Origin of the sequence: Streptomyces sp. NPDC101194 (assembly GCF_044767885.1) — a bacterium.
Classification (GTDB): Bacteria; Actinomycetota; Actinomycetes; order Streptomycetales; family Streptomycetaceae; genus Streptomyces.
This window is the reverse complement of record NZ_JBIWOS010000011.1, coordinates 295982-314250: the sequence shown is the minus strand read 5'-3', so window position 1 is coordinate 314250 and position 18269 is coordinate 295982. Positions and strand designations below refer to the sequence as shown.

Annotated in this window: 16 protein-coding genes, 1 pseudogene and 1 riboswitch; of the genes and pseudogenes, 10 read left to right on the top strand and 7 right to left on the bottom strand. The window is 70.5% G+C overall.

Features of this window, described 5'->3' with window-relative positions; all coding sequences use genetic code 11:
• The 5 genes and pseudogenes from ACIRP2_RS33000 to ACIRP2_RS32980 all read left to right on the top strand — a co-directional run.
• Positions 1-150 (top strand): annotated as a pseudogene (locus ACIRP2_RS33000) (4-hydroxy-3-methylbut-2-en-1-yl diphosphate synthase); the annotation flags it as partial.
• 25 nt (positions 151-175) lie between these two features.
• Positions 176-2077, top strand: a complete 1902-nt coding sequence (gene dxs / locus ACIRP2_RS32995; protein WP_404256776.1) for a 1-deoxy-D-xylulose-5-phosphate synthase — start codon at positions 176-178, stop codon at positions 2075-2077.
• Entirely contained in the window at positions 2074-3471 is a 1398-nt protein-coding gene (locus ACIRP2_RS32990) for an aspartate aminotransferase family protein (protein ID WP_404256774.1), read from the top strand. Before dxs ends, ACIRP2_RS32990 begins: the two co-directional genes overlap by 4 nt.
• Positions 3472-3553: 82 nt before the next feature.
• Positions 3554-4162, top strand: coding sequence for a helix-turn-helix domain-containing protein (locus ACIRP2_RS32985; RefSeq protein ID WP_404256772.1), 609 nt, complete (start codon positions 3554-3556; stop codon positions 4160-4162).
• Positions 4163-4195: 33 nt separating this feature from the next.
• A complete protein-coding gene (locus ACIRP2_RS32980) occupies positions 4196-4363 on the top strand; it encodes a DUF6126 family protein (RefSeq protein ID WP_176729046.1) in 168 nt (55 codons plus the stop codon).
• Positions 4364-4384: 21 nt separating this feature from the next.
• On the opposite strand, the gene ACIRP2_RS32975 is transcribed toward ACIRP2_RS32980, so the two are convergent.
• Positions 4385-5197 carry a tyrosine-protein phosphatase gene (locus ACIRP2_RS32975; RefSeq protein ID WP_404256770.1) on the bottom strand — a complete coding sequence of 271 codons (813 nt, stop codon included), beginning with the start codon at positions 5195-5197 and terminating at the stop codon, positions 4385-4387.
• A gap of 225 nt (positions 5198-5422) precedes the next feature.
• Between ACIRP2_RS32975 and ACIRP2_RS32970 the strand changes: the two genes are divergently transcribed.
• From ACIRP2_RS32970 to ACIRP2_RS32960, 3 genes are all read left to right on the top strand, one after another.
• Positions 5423-7522: an alpha-galactosidase gene (locus tag ACIRP2_RS32970; protein ID WP_404256768.1), complete on the top strand. Its 2100-nt coding sequence runs from the start codon at positions 5423-5425 to the stop codon at positions 7520-7522.
• A gap of 290 nt (positions 7523-7812) precedes the next feature.
• Positions 7813-7971: riboswitch (cyclic di-AMP (ydaO/yuaA leader) on the top strand.
• A gap of 5 nt (positions 7972-7976) precedes the next feature.
• On the top strand, positions 7977-8906 hold the full coding sequence (locus ACIRP2_RS32965; RefSeq protein WP_404256766.1) for a peptidoglycan DD-metalloendopeptidase family protein: 930 nt from the start codon (positions 7977-7979) through the stop codon (positions 8904-8906).
• A gap of 261 nt (positions 8907-9167) precedes the next feature.
• The gene (locus tag ACIRP2_RS32960) at positions 9168-10013 is read left to right on the top strand and encodes an SGNH/GDSL hydrolase family protein (RefSeq protein WP_404256764.1); all 846 of its coding nucleotides are present in this window, start codon (positions 9168-9170) and stop codon (positions 10011-10013) included.
• Positions 10014-10273: 260 nt separating this feature from the next.
• On the opposite strand, the gene ACIRP2_RS32955 is transcribed toward ACIRP2_RS32960, so the two are convergent.
• The 6 genes from ACIRP2_RS32955 to ACIRP2_RS32930 are packed head-to-tail and all read right to left on the bottom strand — an operon-like array spanning position 10274 to position 16447.
• Positions 10274-11152 carry an STM4011 family radical SAM protein gene (locus ACIRP2_RS32955; RefSeq protein ID WP_404256762.1) on the bottom strand — a complete coding sequence of 293 codons (879 nt, stop codon included), beginning with the start codon at positions 11150-11152 and terminating at the stop codon, positions 10274-10276.
• A gap of 8 nt (positions 11153-11160) precedes the next feature.
• Positions 11161-12525, bottom strand: coding sequence for an STM4012 family radical SAM protein (locus ACIRP2_RS32950; protein ID WP_404256760.1), 1365 nt, complete (start codon positions 12523-12525; stop codon positions 11161-11163).
• Positions 12522-13337, bottom strand: coding sequence for an STM4013/SEN3800 family hydrolase (locus ACIRP2_RS32945; protein ID WP_404256810.1), 816 nt, complete (start codon positions 13335-13337; stop codon positions 12522-12524). Before ACIRP2_RS32945 ends, ACIRP2_RS32950 begins: the two co-directional genes overlap by 4 nt.
• A gap of 37 nt (positions 13338-13374) precedes the next feature.
• Positions 13375-14529, bottom strand: a complete 1155-nt coding sequence (locus ACIRP2_RS32940; protein ID WP_404256758.1) for an STM4014 family protein — start codon at positions 14527-14529, stop codon at positions 13375-13377.
• Entirely contained in the window at positions 14510-15484 is a 975-nt protein-coding gene (locus tag ACIRP2_RS32935; RefSeq protein WP_404256756.1) for an STM4015 family protein, read from the bottom strand. Before ACIRP2_RS32935 ends, ACIRP2_RS32940 begins: the two co-directional genes overlap by 20 nt.
• Before the next feature lie 6 nt (positions 15485-15490).
• A complete protein-coding gene (locus tag ACIRP2_RS32930) occupies positions 15491-16447 on the bottom strand; it encodes an STM4015 family protein (RefSeq protein ID WP_404256754.1) in 957 nt (318 codons plus the stop codon).
• 200 nt (positions 16448-16647) lie between these two features.
• On the opposite strand from ACIRP2_RS32930, the gene ACIRP2_RS32925 reads away from it, so the two are divergent.
• Positions 16648-16974, top strand: coding sequence for a hypothetical protein (locus ACIRP2_RS32925; protein ID WP_404256752.1), 327 nt, complete (start codon positions 16648-16650; stop codon positions 16972-16974).
• Positions 16975-17168: 194 nt separating this feature from the next.
• Positions 17169-18170 (top strand): DUF6745 domain-containing protein, encoded by a 1002-nt coding sequence (locus ACIRP2_RS32920; protein WP_404256750.1) that lies wholly within the window; start codon positions 17169-17171, stop codon positions 18168-18170.
• Positions 18171-18269 lie beyond the last annotated feature (99 nt).

The window sequence follows — 18269 nt, the reverse complement described above, 5'->3', positions numbered from 1 at the left end:
AAGGGTCAGATCTTCGTGAAGGGCGAGGTCATCAAGACCGTGCCGGAGTCGAAGATCGTCGAGACGCTGATCGAGGAAGCCCTGAAGATCGCCGAGGGCATGGACGCCGCGGGAACGCCATCGGGGGTTCCCGCCGTCACCGTGAGCTGAAACAGAACCAGAGAGGGGCCCGAGCGTGACGATTCTGGAGAACATCCGGGGGCCGTACGACCTCAAGGCGCTGAGCGCGGCGGAAATCGATGAACTCGCCGAGGAGATCAGGCAGTTCCTCATCCGGGCGGTGGCGAGGACCGGCGGTCATCTGGGGCCCAACCTGGGGGTGGTGGAGCTCTCCATCGCCCTCCACCGGGCCTTCGACTCGCCCGTGGACCGCATCCTGTGGGACACCGGGCACCAGAGCTATGTGCACAAACTGCTCACCGGACGCCAGGACTTCTCCAAGCTGCGCGGCAAAGGGGGCCTGTCCGGCTACCCCTCCCGCGAGGAGTCCGCGCACGACGTCATCGAGAACTCGCACGCCTCGACCGTCCTCGGGTGGGCCGACGGCATCGCCAAGGCCCATCAGGTACTGGGGCGGAGCGACCACGTCGTGGCCGTCATCGGTGACGGCGCACTCACCGGCGGCATGGCCTGGGAGGCGCTCAACAACATCGCGGCCGCGAAGGACCGTCCGCTGATCATCGTGGTGAACGACAACGAGCGTTCGTACGGCCCGACGATCGGTGGCCTCGCCGACCACCTCGCCACGCTCCGTACCACCGACGGGTACGAACGCTTCCTCTCCTGGGGCAAGGGAGTGCTCCAGCAGACGCCCGTCATCGGACAGCCGTTGTACGAGTCGCTGCACGGCGCGAAGAAGGGGTTCAAGGACGCCTTCGCCCCGCAGGGCATGTTCGAGGACCTCGGGCTCAAGTACGTCGGTCCGATCGACGGCCATGACGTCGCGGCAGTCGAATCCGCACTGCACCGGGCGAAGCGCTTCCACGGTCCGGTGCTGGTGCACTGCCTCACCGAGAAGGGCCGTGGGTACCCGCCCGCGCTCCGGGACGAGGCCGACCGCTTCCACACCGTGGGTGCGATGGACCCGCTGACCTGCGCGCCGCTGGCCCCGGCCGGAGCGCCGTCCTGGACCGCTGTCTTCGGGGACGAGATCGCCGCGATCGGCGCCGAGCGGCCGGACGTCGTGGCCATCACCGCGGCGATGCTGCACCCCGTCGGACTGACGAAGTTCGCCGAGGCGTTCCCCGACCGGGTCTGGGACGTCGGGATCGCCGAGCAGCACGCCGCGGTCTGCGCGGCGGGGCTCGCCACCGGCGGGCTGCATCCGGTCGTCGCCGTCTACGCCACCTTCCTCAACCGGGCCTTCGACCAGTTGCTGATGGACGTCGCGCTGCACCGGTGCGGGGTGACGTTCGTCCTGGACCGGGCCGGGGTCACCGGGCCCGACGGAGCCTCCCACAACGGCATGTGGGACATGTCGGTGCTGCAGGTCGTCCCCGGGCTGCGGATCGCCGCCCCGCGCGACGCCGACGAGCTCCGGGCCCAGCTCCGCGAGGCCGTCGCCGTCGACGACGCGCCCACCGTGATCCGGTTCCCCAAGGAGTCGGTGGGGGAGCCGATCCCGTCCATCGACAGGATCGGCGCGATGGACGTGCTGCACCGGGCGGACGACCCCGATGTGCTGCTGGTGGCCGTCGGCGCGCTCGCCCCGGTCTGTCTCGGCGCCGCGGACCTGCTGGCGGGCGGCGGCATCCGCTGCACCGTCGTCGACCCGCGCTGGGTCAAGCCGGTCGACGAGCAGTTGGCCCCGCTCGCCGAACGGCACCGGCTGGTCGCCGTCGTCGAGGACAACAGCCGGGCAGCGGGCGTCGGTTCGGCGGTCGGACAGGCGCTGCGGGACGCCGGGGTGGACGTGCCCCTGCGGACGTTCGGCATCCCCGAGCAGTTCCTCGCCCACGGCAAGCGCGCCGAGGTACTGGCGGACATCGGGCTCACACCGGTGGAGATCGCCGGGCGGATCAGCGCGGCCCTGGCTGCCAGGGAAGCAGCGAGAAGGACCGAGGAGAGCGGGGCATGAACGACGACGGGCCCAAGGGCTTCGATCTGGCACGGCTCCTCGCGGAGCGCGGCGCCGAGCGCTATGAGCTGCACACCAGGCACCTCAATCACCAGTTGCCCCGCATGCTGCACACCATCGGTTTCGACAAGGTCTACGAACGGGCCGAGGGCGCGCACTTCTGGGACGCGGACGGCAACGACTACCTCGACATGCTCGCCGGATTCGGGGTGATGGGGCTCGGCCGGCACCACCCCGTGGTGCGCAAGGCCCTGCACGACGTCCTCGACGCCTCGCTCGCCGACCTCACCCGCTTCGACTGCCAGCCGCTGCCGGGGCTGCTGGCGGAGAAGCTGCTCATGTACAGCCCGCACCTGGACCGGGTGTTCTTCGGCAACAGCGGTACGGAGGCCGTCGAGACCGCCCTGAAGTTCGCCCGGTACGCCACCGGCAGGCCCAGGATCCTCTACTGCGCGCACGCCTTCCACGGGCTGACGACCGGCTCGCTCTCGGTGAACGGGGAGAGCGGCTTCCGGGACGGCTTCGCGCCCCTGCTGCCGGACACCGCCATCGGACTCGGCGATCTCGACGCGCTGCGACGGGAGCTGAAACGCGGCGACGTGGCGGCACTGGTCGTCGAGCCCATCCAGGGCAAGGGCGTCCACGCCGCGCCGCCCGGCTTCCTGCGGGCCGCACAGGAACTGCTCCACCAGCACAAGGCGCTGCTCATCGCCGACGAGGTGCAGACGGGCCTCGGCAGGACCGGCGACTTCTACGCGTACCAGCACGAGGAAGGGGTCGAACCGGATCTGGTCTGTGTCGCCAAGGCCCTCTCCGGCGGCTATGTGCCGGTAGGGGCGACGCTGGGCAGGGACTGGATCTTCAAGAAGGTCTATTCGTCCATGGACCGGGTCCTGGTCCACTCCGCGAGCTTCGGCTCCAACGCACAGGCGATGGCGGCCGGTCTCGCGGTTCTCGCGGTGATGGAGGACGAGGAGACCGTCGCCCACGCGCGCCGCACCGGTGATCTGCTGCGCGAGCGCCTGGCCGCACTGGTCGACCGCTACGAGCTGCTGCACGAGGTGCGCGGGCGCGGGCTGATGATCGGCATCGAGTTCGGGCGGCCGTCGTCATTGAAGCTCCGCGGTCGCTGGACCATGCTGCAGGCGGCCCGCAAGGGCCTCTTCGCGCAGATGGTGGTGGTGCCGTTGCTCCAGAAGCACCGCATCCTCACGCAGGTCTCGGGCGACCATCTGGAAGTGATCAAGCTGATTCCACCACTGGTGATCGGGGAGCCGGAGGTCGACCGGTTCGTCACCGCGTTCACCGCCGTGATGGACGACGCCCACAGCGGTGGCGGGCTGATGTGGGACTTCGGCAGGACCCTGGTCAAGCAGGCCGTCGCCCACCGCTGACCCGCGAAATGCACGTCTCGTGGGCTTTTGCCTCGGAGGCAAGAAATTTGCCTCCGAGGAAAGTTCCTGGCCCAATGGGTACATGAACACTCCGGACGGAGGGGTGGCCGACGAGCTGCCCGGGATCGCGCCACGCCTGCGCGATCTGCGCCGCAGCCGTGGTCTCACCCTGGAGACCGCCGCCGAGCGGGCCGGGCTCTCGCCCGCCCATCTCTCCCGGCTCGAAACGGGCCGTCGCCAGCCGTCGCTGCCGATGCTTCTCGGCCTTGCCAGGATCTACGGTACGACGGTCTCCGAACTGCTGGGCGAGACGCCCCCCGAACGTGACGCGATCATCCGTGGTGGAAGGTTCGACGGCGCCGAGGCCGACGGCTGGATGTACCGGCGGGCCGGTGGTGCCGGCCGGGCGATGCAGGCGCTCCGCGTCCGGGTTCCGCACGGCGCGCAGGGCGAGCTCGTACGCGTCCATCCCGGTGAGGAATGGCTGCACGTGCTCGCCGGACACCTGCGGGTCACGCTCGGGGACACCGTGCACGATCTCGCCCCCGGTGACAGCGCGCACTTCGACTCGCTCACCCCGCACCGGATCACGGCCGTCGACCGTGACGGTGCCGAGCTGCTCTTCGTCCACACCCTGCTGCAGAGCCCCGCCGCCGAGCTGTGCCTCGGCAGCGGTATCCACCGTCGCTGAGACCGGTCCGTCCGGTCGCCAGAGAGGACTGTCATGTCCGATTCAGAGAACTTCGACCCGCTCGGGTCCAGGAAGAACTACGAGGCCCAGGAGCGGAAGTTCCCGCGCGGTGTGGTGATCCGGCTGTTCGCCTACCTCATCGCGGGACACATCTTCGCGGCCTTCCTCTACCTGCTCTTCGCGGTGGCCGGCAAGGGCTGACCACCGCGAGGGGTGGTCGGGCTACGCCTCGTCGAGGAGCTGTGCGTGCAGCCGCTCACGGGTCTCGGGGGCGAGCTTCAGCCCCTCGGAGAGATAGCGGTCGGTGCTGCCCCAGGTCTCCTCGATGGTCGCGAAGGCCGCGTCCAGATAGTCGGCGTGGGCGCCGAAGAGGGGATTGAGAAGCTCCATCACCTCGGGCGACATGCCGTTCGCCGAGGTGTCGCTGCGGCGCACCTTGTAGCGGCGGTGGGCGTCGTTGGACTTGAGGTAGTCGGCCTCGATGGCATCGCGCTCGACACCGACCGCCAGCAGCGACACCGCGATCGACAGACCGGCCCGGTCCTTGCCCGCCGCACAGTGCATCAACGCCGGAACGCTGTCCTCGGCCAGGGCGTGCAGCACCCGGCTGTGCTCGGCGGTGCGGTCCAGGATGATCGAGCGGTACGAGGCGATCATCCGGTCCGTCCCCTTGCCGTCGGCGAGGAGCGAACGCAGTTGATCGAGATCGCCGTCGCGGACCATCCGCCAGAACTCGGCGCCGTCGGCGGGGTCGGAGAGCGGGATGCTCACGTTGCGTACGCCCGGCAGTTCCACGTCCAGGCCGTCGAGCCGGTGGTCGGCGGCGTTGCGGAAGTCGAAGACGGTGTGCAGACCGAGACCGCCGAGAAACGCGGCGTCCTCGGCGGTGGCGTGCGCGAGGTGACCGCTGCGGAAGAGCCGTCCGTACCGCACCCGCCGGCCGTCCGCGGTGGGCAGTCCGCCCACGTCGCGGAAATTGCGGACACCCGCCAGTTCGGGTTCCGTCGACGGGATCTGCGGCAACTGCTGCGTCACAGGGACTCCTGGGGTGTCTGGCGTCGACGCGAGTCGCCGACAAGGCCACTTCCGTGACGATACGACATGGATTCCTCACGCAATCATCTCGGCCAATTCTTGTCGATACCTCGTGAACCCCCGTGCTCCGATGGCGAATCCGTCCGGTGAATTCGTCGCGAGACCGTTGCCCGCCCGCCCGGCGCTGGTCGATGATGTGCGGAACTGTTGGAATGTGGGGAAGCGATGATCGAGACTGGCGACAAGGGCCGGACCTGGCTGCTCACCGGGTCGAGCAGCAGCTACGCACTGCGCATCACCGAGCGGGACGAACTGCTCCATCTCCACTGGGGGCCGCGGATCTCCCTTGCCGCAGCCGAGGCCCTGGCAGCGGCGCCGGAGCCGCCGGCCAGAGGGTTCGAGTCCTGGCTCGACGGTCGTGAGGAGTACCCCGTGGAGGGCGGCCCGCGGTTCGTCCGCCCGGCCCTCTCGGTACGCACCCCCGAGGTCCGTGGCACGGAGTGGGCCTTCTCCGACGCCGTGGTGGACGGGGACGAACTCCGTATCGGCTTCACCGACTCCGTGCACCGGCTCGCCCTCACGCTGCACTACCGGATGCGGAACGACTCCGACGTGATCGAGCGCTGGGCCACCGTCGCCCACGCCGGGCCCGACGGCCCGCCACTGGAACTGCTGCGCGCCGACGCCGCCGCCTGGGTGCTGCCCGCCCGCGACGGCTGGCGGCTGAGCCGGCTGCACGGCCGCTGGGCGGCGGAGTCCCGGCTCGCGCGGGCGGAGTTGACGTATGGCGAAAGCGTCATCTCCAGCAGGCGCGGCCATACGGGCCATCAGTACCTGCCGTGGGTCGCGCTCGATGCCGACGGTGCGGCGACCGAGGAGAGCGGGGAGGTGTACGGCTGCGCGCTCGGCTGGTCCGGGTCGTGGCGGATCTCCGTGCAGCGGCTCCCCGACGGGCTCGTGCAGATCACCGGCGGCGCGGGTTACGACGACTCCGGACTGCTGCTGCTCGGGCCGGGGGATTCCTACGTCACACCCGCCTTCGCCGGGCTGTGGAGCGCGCAGGGGTTCGGCGGGGCGAGCCGGGCCTGGCACGCCTGGCAGTTGGCCCATGTGATCCCGGACGCCGGGAGTCTGCGGCCGGTGCTCTACAACTCCTGGGAGGCGACCGGCTTCGACATCTCGCAGGAGCAGCAGCGCGCCCTCGCCGAGCGGGCCGCCGCGATGGGGGTCGAACTGTTCGTCGTGGACGACGCGTGGTTCGGCCGGCGCACCAGTGACCGGGCGGGGCTCGGGGACTGGACGCCGAATCCGGACCGTTTCCCCGACGGGCTGACGCCGCTCGCCGACGAAGTGCACCGTCTCGGTATGCAGTTCGGCATCTGGGTCGAGCCGGAAATGGTCAATGCCGACAGCGATCTCTATCGCGCACACCCGGACTGGGTGCAGCATTTCCCCGGCCGGACGCGTACCGAGTTCCGTAATCAGCTGGTGCTCAATCTGGCCCGCACCGATGTGCGGGAGCATCTCTACGAGCAATTGCACACGCTGCTCTCCAGTGCGCCCGTCGATTATGTGAAATGGGACTTCAACCGCTCTTTCACCGATGCGGGCTGGCCCGGCGAGAGCTATCCGCAGAAGCTCTGGATCGAGCATGTGCAGGCCCTGTACGCGCTGATCGACCGGCTCCGGGCCGCGCACCCCTCGGTCGCCTTCGAGTCCTGCTCGGGCGGCGGCGGCCGGATCGATCTGGGGATTCTGTCCCGCACGGACCAGGTGTGGACCTCCGACAACACCGACCCGCTCGACCGCCTCGCCATTCAGGAGGGCTTCGGTCAGATCCATCCGGCCCGGGTGATGGCCGCCTGGGTCACCGACAGCCCGAACGTCCAGCTCAACAGCCGGGTCAGCTCGCTGCGCTTCCGCTTCGTGAGCGCGATGGCCGGTGTGCTCGGGGTCGGAGGGGACCTCACCGAATGGAGTGAGGCGGAACTCGCCGAGGCGCGGGGCTGGGTGAGCCTCTACAAGGAGATCCGGTCGGTGGTGCAGCTCGGCGACCTGTACCGGCTCCGTGCCCCGCGGGGAGGACTCGGCGCGGTCCAGTACGTCCACGGGGAGGAGACCGTCGTCCTGATGTGGCTGGAGGCGCAGAGGTACGGGGAGCGACCCCCGGCCCTCAGACTGCGCGGGCTCCACCCCGCGGCGACGTACACCTGCCTGGACACCGGGGCGGTGCACCACGGCTCGGTGCTGCTGCACCAGGGACTGCAGACCGGGCTCCAGGGGGATCTCGACGCGGGAGTGCTGAGGCTGCGGCGCGAGCGCTGAATGCGATGTGTCCATAATGTGCGGATTTGACCCGAACGCGCACTGTTTGTCGGGCAGATGGTCGCCCTCTCGTGAGCGGGATCATATCCGTGACGGTGTGTACTGGCGGGGCGGCCGGGTATTCCGTGCGCGGCGCGGAAATTCAAGATCTCTTGTCCACGGAGTGTGACCGGAATTCCGTGCCGAATTCCTGGCACGGATTCCGGTGCGGAACCGGTGGCTTGTTCTCGCCGTCCCGACTCGCTTACGGTCACCGTCAATCCGGTCGGACCGCCTAATCCTGCCGCCGCCCGGAATTCGCACCCACTCATCGTGTGGCAGGAGCGGGGGAACCAGGTAGGCCGCCGATCGGAGAAATCCGGCCGGCTCGGGGTGAAGCCGCGCTCGGCGCGGCCGGGCATCTCCAGTCCGAACCCGACAGCTCACCTCGTAGGCGCCGGAGAGGAAGCACCCCATGCCCATATCGGGTAAGCATCGTCGTACGAAGTCCGGCGTCATCGCCCGTGGTGTCGCGGCCGCAGGCGCCGGTGGCGCCGTCATCGCGCTGCCGCTGCTCGGCGCCACCGGCGCCCACGCCGCCCCGGCCGCCGCCACGCAGTCCGCCTCCGTCGCCGCGCACGCCGCCCCGGCGCAGCCGGTCGCGCAGAAGCAGGCCGCCACCACGACCTACTCCGTCGTCTCCGGCGACTACCTGTCGAAGATCGCCGCCGAGCACAAGATCGAGGGCGGCTGGCAGAAGCTGTACCAGGACAACCGCGAGGTCGTCGGCAAGGACCCCGGTCTGATCTTCCCGGGCATGAAGCTGACGCTCGGCGGCACGGCGTCGGCCGACGCCGCGGCCACCGGCGCCGGCGCGGGATCGGCCCTCCCCTCGAAGGCCCCCTCGGTTCCCTCGTCGGTCGTGGAGAAGTCCGCCGCGGTCAAGTCCACCCCGGCCAAGGAGTCCAAGACCTCCGCACCGGCCACCCAGAGCAGCAGCTCGGGCTACGTCCACCCGGTCCCCGGCAACCACACCACCGGTTACCGCGCCTCCGGCTCCAACTGGTCCAGCGGCAGCCACACCGGGATCGACTTCCCCGTCTTCACCGGCACCGGCGTGAAGGCCATCACCTCCGGCACCGTCGTCACCGCCGGCTGGGGTGGCGCGTACGGCAACCAGGTCGTCATCAAGCACGCCGACGGCCACTACTCGCAGTACGGTCACCTGTCCTCGATCTCCGTCTCGGCGGGCCAGTCCGTGAGCACCGGTCAGCAGATCGGCCTCTCCGGCGCCACCGGCAACGCCACCGGACCGCACCTGCACTTCGAGGTCCGCACGGGCCCGGCGTACGGTTCGGACATCGACCCGATCGCCTTCCTGGCTTCGCACGGCATCTACGTCTGAGCCGAACGACGGGGCAGTTGAACAACCGGCGTCTTTCGTCCGGATCGGGCCGGATCGGCCTGTCGGGCACGCGAGCCCGGCGTGATCCGGACGACAGGACCTGGGGATGACCCGAGCCATGGAAGGGGCGGTGCGCGGCGGCGCACCGCCCCTTCTGCTTATTCCCCCTTTACCGAATCTGACCGGGTGGTCTATCTCACCACCCGTCAACCCCTTATTACGGTCGCGTAGGTCACATTCAGCGGTGCAGGATAAGCGTTTGTGGCAGACGATTCGAGAAAAAATCAACGTGGCGTCATCAATCGACATGGTGTCATCGGGTCGTACGCGGCGATCGGCGACAGCTTCACCGAGGGGGTCGGCGACCCCGGCCCGGACGGGACCTTTGTCGGCTGGGCGGACCGGTTCGCGGTGCTTCTCGCGGACCAGCTCCCCGACCTCGATACGGGGTCGGGCACCGAGGGCTCCGCGCACGGGAACTTCAGGTACGCCAATCTCGCCGTACGCGGACGACTGCTCGACCAGATCGTCGAGGAGCAGGTGCCGCGCGCCAAGGAGCTCGCACCCGACCTGGTCAGCTTCTGCGCGGGCGGCAACGACATCATCAGGCCCGGCACCGACCCCGACGACGTCGCCGAGCGCTTCGAGCGCGCGGTCGCGGAGCTGACCGGATCGGTCGGCACCGTCATGGTCACCACCGGCTTCGACACCCGTGGCGTTCCCGTACTGCGCCATCTGCGCGGCAAGATCGCCACCTACACCGCCCATGTGCGGTCCATCGCCGACCGCTACGACTGCCCGGTCCTCGACCTGTGGTCGCTGCGGTCCGTCCAGGACAGGCGCGCCTGGGACGACGACCGGCTCCATCTGTCGCCCGAGGGACACACCAGGGTCGCGCTGCGGGCCGCCCAGGTCCTCGGCCTCGACGTGCCGGCCGACCCCGACCAGGAATGGCCCCCGCAGGCACAGCGAGGCACGCTCGAAGTCCGGCGCGACGACATCCATTGGGCACGCGAGTACCTGGTGCCGTGGATCGGCCGTCGGCTGCGGGGCGAGTCCTCCGGCGACCACGTCGAGGCGAAGCGGCCGGACCTCCTGCCGCTCTAGACCGTGTGTTCGAACTGCTGTCTGCCGTGCGACGCCTGACACGCACGCTCGCAGCGTTGCCGGAGCCGTCCACGTACGTCCGGTACGCGGGCGATCTTCCGCCGTGCGGTCGCACGCGCCGGACGCCGCACGGCCCGGCCTCCGGCCGAACGTCGCCGGCTCGAAGACGCGTCCTGGTGCCGCGTCCGGACGGGTCCACCGGCTCGCGACGCCCGGCACGCCACCCGCCGGTGCCCTCGTTCGCCGGACGGTCCCGAGGTTCAGGACCGTCCGGCGAGGGACGACAACGGGGGTGCCGGTATCCGCTCCAGCACTCCGCCCGCGAAGACGTCGTACAGCGGCAGCGTCTCCAGATGCACATAGCCGATGTGGCAGTCGCAGACGGCGAGTGGACAGGCCCGCGGGCCGAGCGAGCGGCGATAGCTTCCGTCGTAGAGGTTGCCCAGCTCCGCCGGGACGAAGTGGCAGCGGCGCACCGTGCCGTCACCGTCCACCGAGACGACCGACTCGCCCGTCCGGCAGGGCAGCCCGGCCGAGCGGTGCGGATGCCTGCTGTACGGGAAGAGCGGGTCGAGGGCCGTCCACCGATCCGCCTCCTCGTCGGTGTAGCTGTGCCCCTCGGCGGCGTTCACCCAGAGATAGACCTCGCCCGGCAGCGCGGCCCGCAGCCGTCGCGCCTCGTCGAGATGGTCGTCGAGACCGACGACCCCGACGCTGTGGCGGATGCCGAGCGCGGTCAGCTCCCGGCACTTGGCCAGGAACCGCTCGTACGGTGTCTGCCCCGGGTGGTACGTGCACCAGAGCGCGATCTTCTCGCGACCGGCGTCACCCGCCTCGGCCAGCCAGTCCGTACGGCTGCTGAGGTTGGTCTGGATCGCGACCCGGCCGATGTGCGGCAGTCGCGCCAGCTCCACCAGCGCACGGCGGTACCAGGAGCGGACCAGACCCTCGCCCCACGGGGTGAACAGGACCGAGAGCCGGTCGCCGGTCTGTACGGCGGCCCACGCCGTGAACCGCTCCAGCGCGGCGCGGTCGGCACGCAACTGCTCCCGGCTGTCCCGCCGCTTGGCAAACGGACAGTACGGGCAGTCGTAGTCGCAGGACGCGAGCGGGCCGCGATAGAGGATGGTCAGGTCCATGGGCACGCTCACTTCAGTTCGTAGGCGGCCATCGCGGCCCGCACGCCGGGGGAGAAGAGTTCCGGGCCCAGTGCGTCGGAGTGGGCCAGACCCTCGGGGGAGAGCCGCAGCAGGCCGGACGCACCGGCCGCTGCGTCGAGCCAGCCACGCGCCTCGAACCGGGCCAGTTCGGTGCGGAAGTCGTCGGCCGGGGAGCTGCCGAACCGCTCCCGGTAGTCGGCCGGACGCAACCCCTCGGCCTGCAGGAGCGACTGCAGGAGATGGCGTCGGCGGGCCTCGTCGCCGTCGACGTACCGTCCGACCTCGGCGCGTGAGAAGTCCTCGGTCGCGGTGTAGCCGTCGATGATCGCCCGAACCTCCCGCATCTCCACCGCGTAGTCGAAGGAGTAGTGCAGACCCGTGGTGTACGAACGGGCGCCGCACCCCAGGCCGATCATGCCGTCGGTCTGACAGGCGTAGTCGTCCGGGCCGTCCGTCCGGGGGGCGTCGGAGCGGCGGAACATCCGCATGGACACCTGCTCGTAGCCGCGGGCGAGGAGATGGTCCCGGCCCGCGCGGTACAGCCGCAGCCGCTGTTCGTCCCAGGCGGCGTCCGCCGCCGCCTCGCCGTCGGTGCCGAGCCGTCCCAGACCGGTCAACGGACGCACGTACAGCGGGTAGAGGTACAGCTCCTCCGGCCGCCAGCCGAGCGCCGCGTCCAGCGAGGTGCGCCAGCTGTCCTCGGTCTGCCCGTCGATCCCGTAGATCAGGTCGATGTTGAGGACCGGGATGCGGGCATCACGTATCCGGTCCAGCGCCCCCTCCACCTCGGCGCGGCGCTGCGGTCGTACGGCGGCACGCGCCTCGGCTTCGACGAAGCTCTGCACGCCGATGCTGATCCTGGTCGTCCCGCGGTCGGCGAGGACCGCCAGCCGGTCGGCCGTCGCGGTCGACGGCGAGGTCTCGACCGACAGCGGGACGGACCGCAGATCCGCACCCATCCGCTTCTCCGCGATGTCGCAGAGCCGCTCCAGCTCCGCCGCCGTCAGGAACGTGGGAGTGCCTCCGCCGAACGCCGCCGCCGCGAACCGCACCGGATCGGTGTCGCCCAGCGCGTCGCGGACGACGGTGGCCTGCCGGTCGAGCGCGTCGAGATACCGGGTCGTCAGCTCGTCGGGGGCGCCGATCCGGGTGAAGAGGTTGCAGAAGCCGCAGCGGACCTCGCAGAACGGTATGTGGAGATAGAGCGAGAGCGCGTCCTTGCGCTCGGCCGCCCACAACTCGCGCAGCGCGGGCCGCTCGGCGAGGGGGCGATAGGCGGTCTTGTGCGGATAGGCGTAGACATAGCTCTGGTACGGGCGGGTGGTGTGCGCGACGGTCGTGGTGCGGCTCATGATGCGGTGACCCCCGGTTCCAGGAAGAAGTGCGCGTACGGAACGGTCCAGACGGACTCGTGGCCGAGCCGGTGGCCGGTGTAGCCGTCGTCCCCGTAGGCCGTGCCGTGGTCGGAGCAGACGATGGCGAAACAGCGGCGTCGACTGCTCGCGGCGGCGAGGAGCCGGCCGATGTGGGCGTCGACGTACTCCAGGGCGGCGGCATGGGTGGCGCGGGAATCGCCCGCCTCGCGTGTGGCCCCCGGCCGGTGGAACCAGTTCGGCTGGTGCAGGGCGGCCACATTGACGAAGAGGAAGAGCCTCTGCTCGGCCGGGAGTTCGGCGACGACCTGCTCGGCACGGGCGACCTGGGCCTCGAACGAGGTGGGCGACGCCACACCGAACTCCGGTTCCCAGTGGCTCTCCTGGAACATGCCGGGCAGCACGGAGCCGAGCGGCCCCTGTCGGTTGAAGAAGCCGACGCCGCCGATGCACACCGTGCGGTAGCCCACTGCGGCGAGGCCGGACAGCAGATCGGGGGTGTCGAAGACGAAGGTGCCCGACGCCGTGGACTCACTGCCCGCGAAGCGTGCCGCGAACAGCCGGGGGTGCGGCCCGGGGCCGACCGGTGTCGGCAGGAATCCCGCGAAGATCGCCTGATGGGAGGCGTAGGTGAAGCTGCCGGGCGCATGCCGCTTCTCCCAGACCCCGCCCGGCAGATGGCGCGCCAGATGGGGGATGCGTCCGGCGGCGGCGAGTTCGGCCGCCACGTCGTAGCGCAGGGTGTCGAGGGTGACGAGCAGCAGATCGTGGCTGCCCACGATCTCGCTCATGTCCGGGTTCCGGGCCTCGGCGAGGACGGGCGCGGTGTCAGGCAGTGGCGTTCGCACGGTGGTTCCTTGCTCTGTTCAGTACGGCGGCGACCTGCGCCGCATAGGTGTCCAGGCCCTCGGCGCCGCTGCCGGGAAGTCCGGTCAGTCGCGGCAGCAGATCACCGAAGGCGTTGACCTCGCCGACGGCGAAGCGCCGCCAGCCGGCCATGGGCAGCAGGTCCACGCCCACGCACAGCGTGTCCGGGAAGCAGGCCGCGGCCCGTTCGCACACGGCCAGGGCCTCCGCCCAGCTGCCGCCCGCGGTCTCGACGGCCGCACGGACGTCGTCGAGACTGCCGCGTTCGCCGCCGAGGTGAAGATTGGTCATGGGGGAGCGGCTGGTGCGCACGACGGCGTGGGTGGCCCGGCCGGCCACCACCACGACCCGCAGATCCGCCGCGCGGCCACGCTGGGTGGCCTTGGGCAGCCAGCGTTCGACATGCAGCCCGTCCGGTGCGAGCGCGTCGACGATCGCCGCGATCTCCCGTTCCGTCGTGCAGCGGCGCACCCGCAAGGAGTTGAAGAGCCGGCCGGCCGGGTCGCGATCCACCGAGGTGGTCGCCCTGATCCGGCCGGGCCCGGCCGTCTCCACGGCCAGGACCCCGGAGGCGGACGAGCCGTGCGCTAGCTTCACGAAGACCCTGGGCATGCCCAGCGCCGCCATCCGGTCGCGCACGTCCGCCCAGTCGCGCAGCACGGGGGCGGCCGCCCCAGAGGTCGGCGACGCCGGCACGGGCACACCGGAGACGTCCAGCACCGCATGGCAGAGCCGCTTGTCGAACAGCACCGCTGTGTCCCCGGGATCGTCGAGCAGCGTGGCGCCGGAAGCGGCGGCCGTCCGCGCCACCGCTCGTACGGCCGCGGTGAACCGGGCGTACCACAGGGCGGTCCCCTCGACCCTCGTCGGATCGTCGACCGCCCGGAGCAGCCGATCCAGCTCGTCGTCCTCACCGGGCGAGTCCATCCGGACGGTCTCACCCGGCCGGAAGACGGCCTCGCCGCGCAGCACGTCGAGCCAGGGGACGACCCGTGCGGGCGGCAGTCCGGCGCCGCGCACGGCGTCCTGGAAGAGCGCGACCCGGCGGTTGCCGGGCACTCCCACGACGACGAGGCGCGGCACCGGCGCAGCCGGGCTATTCGCTGACGGCGACATAGCGGAACTCGTCCTCGTCGGGATCCCAGTCCTCGGCCTCGTCGGCATCGGCGCTCACCCGGTCGGCACCGAGCAGATCCGTGAGACGTCTCACCAGCGCGCCGCTCATGTAGTGGTGGTGCAGATCCAGCGAGGTCAGATGGGTGAGCGGCTGGCCCGAGAGCAGTGCCTCGGCTCCTTGGTCGCTCAGGGTTCCCATCGAGAGGGAGAGCGATTCCAACTGGGCGACGACCGGGGCGGAGGCCACCGCGGCCGCGATCTCGTCCTGGATCTCGCTGTTCTGCAGCCCCAGATGACGCAGCGCGGGGAACGACCCGCCCGACAACAGGGGTGCGAGGTCCTCCACGCCGACGTTCCCGCCGTACCAGGAGGAACCCAGCCAGAGTTCGAGGTGCTCCAGCGCCGGCAGTTCCGAGGCGCCGATCGCCCGCACGATGTCGGCCGGCAGCCCGCCCGACTCGAACCTCAACTTCCTGAGCGACGTGTGCCGCACCGGTCGCAGACCGAGCGTCGTCCGCTTGTCGTCCACCTCCTCGCCGCCCCCGCGGACCGTGAGTTCCTCCAACCCGCCGAACGCCTCGAGGACCGGTGTGACGTCGGCCATCTCCAGCCACGACACCTCGCACTCCTCGCTGACGACATCGGCGAGGAAGAGAGCCCGCAGGGCGGGGAAGCGGTCCGCGTCCCCGACCAGAAGATCGACGACGGGGGCGAAGGACTCGTACTCCTCCTGCCACCAGGGACCGACCAGCAGGGCTCGCACCCGCGTGGTGTCCACCGTGTCGATGAAGTACCGCCACAGCGTGGCGAACGTCAGATCGCCCTGCCAGGCACTCTCCAGCCGCCACGCGACGGAGTCGGCGGCCGGGAGGGAAGGGATGCCCTCCCCGTCCGGCCCCGGCAGGGTCAGGACGGGCAGGCCGTGAAACGTCTCAGGGTGTTCGATGTCGGTCATCGTGGATCACTCCGCGACAGAGGTGTAGCGGCCTTCGGCACCGCGGTCGCCCCACGGCTTGTTGCGCTCCGACACATCGACCCGGACACCGTGGGGTTCCAGCGCCTGGGTGATCCGGTCCTGCATCGGCTCGGTCATGAAGTGGTGGTGCAGATCGAGCCGTTCGAGGTGGGTGAGCGGCTGGCCGTCCAGCAGCGCTGCCGCGCCCTCGTCGCCCAGCGTGCCGTGCGACAGGTCGAGGACACGCAGCTGGGCGACGACCGGGGCACTCGCGACGGCCGTCGCGATCTCGTTCTGCAGCTCGCTGTTGCGCAGGCCGAGGTGGGTGAGGCCGGGGAAGCGGGAGCCGGAGAGCAGCGGGGCCAGGTCCGCAACACCGGCGTTGCCCCCGTACGCGGAGACACCGAGCCAGAGATCGAGCCGCTCCAGCGCGGGCAGCTCGCTGTCCAGGATGCCGCGGATCACCCCGACCGGCAGACCGCCGGTCTCGATGGTCAGCGAACGCAGCCGCTCGTGCCCGGAGGGGGAGAAGACAAGGTCCGAGCCGCCCCGCACGCCCAGTTCGCGCAGGCCGGGGAAGGCCCTCAGCAGCGCTGTGACATCCGACTGCTCGATCCAGGAGATCTCGGCCTCCTCCATGGTCAGGTCGCCGACGAAGACGGCCTCCAGCGAGGTCAGCCGGTCGGCCGCGGCTATGACCAGATCGATGGGATAGGAAGAGGTCTCTTCGTACGCCTCGCCCCACTGACCGATGATCAGCGCCCGCACACCGGCGGGATCGACCACCTGCAGAAACGTCTGGAAGGCCTCCTCCCACGTCGTCTCGGACTCGTCGTCGTACGGATCGACCGAGATGCGCCAGGCCGCCGCGTCGGCGGCCTGCACCGGCGCCTCCTTCGTCGCGTGCTGGAAGTCGACCGCGGGAAGGCCGAGCAACTCGTGCAGATGGTCCACACCGGACATGACCCTGAGCTCCTGGTACTGGGGGACGGCTGATGTCCGCAAGGTTTATCAAGCCGCACTGACAACACGGCGACCGGGGACCGTCCGGGACGTGTCCACCGATGCCCACCGGGGCCGGCCGCCGGTCGATTGTCAGACCCTCCCCGTAGCGTTTTTCCCGTGGTCGGCACAGCGGGTGCCGCCGTCGAGGGGAGACGTCTGTGTACCGGCAGGGCGATGTACTGATCGTGTCGTTGGAGGAGTCGGCGGTGCCCGCGCATCTGGTGGACGCGCCGGGTGAACCGAGGGACGGCCGGGGGCGCATGATCCTCGCACTGGGCGAGGTCACCGGCCATGCCCACGCGGTGCAGGGGCCGGGCCGACTGATGCGCGAGGCGGGGGCGTTCGGACCGATGCTGCTCCATCTTCCCGAAGGCGGCCGGGTGGTGCACGAGGAGCACGCGGCGATATCGCTGGGGAAGGGCTGGTACCGAGTGGTGCGCCAACGGGAGTACGTGCCGGGAGCGGTCCGCATCGTCGCGGACTGACGCCGCCGCCCGGCCGGTGGCGGCGAATGGGGGAAGCACCTCGGTGACGGGGCTCACCCGATCACGCGTGGGTGACGGGGAACCACCCCGCCACTCCCCGGCGACGGGGCGCATCCGATCAGTGAAGCGCGCAGTCAGAAGACAGCACACCGAACACCGAATACGAACACTGGATTCAGGGACGGGGAAGACCGATGCAGTACGTGGACTCATGGCGGGGCGTGGCAGCGGCGACCGGCGGGGCGGACCGGGCCGCCGCCGAGGACGGGCTGCGGCTCGCCTACCGCAGCGCGGGACTGGCCGAGCCGGAGCGGATCGTCTGGGTGGATTCGCCGAGGGCCGCCGTGGAGGCCGTCGAGAAGCTCGTCGATGCCGGAAGGTCGGTGCGTGACGAGGTACGGACCCGGCCCTGGGCGCAGGAGCGGCGCCGGATGTACGACGAGCTGGGCCCGGCCGGCTGGTCCGCCCTGTGGTCGGCCACGGGGGCACAACTGTGGGAGACCACGGTCGCGCTCGCCGAGCGGATCAGGGCCGGTGTCGTCGCCGACCTCGCGGAGCGTCCCGAGGACGAGTCCGCTGTCCGGCTGGTGCTGCTGGACGCGGTCCTGGGCCAGCACGACGCGGCCTGGCTCGCCGCGTTCGACGGCCGGGGCGAGCGGCTGAACGGCCTGGCCGAGGTGGCCAGACACGCGGGCTGGTGGTGGCCCTACGAGCGCGTCGTGGTGATCAGCGAGCGCCCGGAAGCACTTCACCGGGACGAGGCGGGACGGCTCGACCGGGGGGACGGCCCGGCGCTCGCCTACCGCGACGGCTTCGCGCTCCACGCCTGGCGCGGCATGCCCGTGCCCGCCGAATTCCTCGCGGAACTGAACTCTCTGACCCCCGAACGGATACGTGAGGAGGAGAACGCGGAACTGCGCCGCGTGATGCTGGAGTTCTACGGTTACGACCGCTATCTCGGCGAGTCGGGCGCCGAGCCGGTACACCGGGACGAGACGGGAGTCCTGTGGCGGATCGCGCTGGACGGCGACGAGGACGTGGTGATGGTCGAAGTGGTCAACTCCACCCCGGAGCCGGACGGCACCAGCCGCACCTACTGGCTGCGGGTGCCGCCCGGCACGAGGACCGCGAAGGACGGTGTGGCCTGGACGTTCGGACTTCAGGGCAAGGAATATGCGCCCCTGCGTCAGACCTGACGGGCGGCGGCCCCGCTCACCCGGCTCGGCAGCGGTTCGGCCGCCGTCCGGCGTGCATGGCGCTCGCGGTGAGCCGTGTCGTCGGGAGTCCGGCCCGGG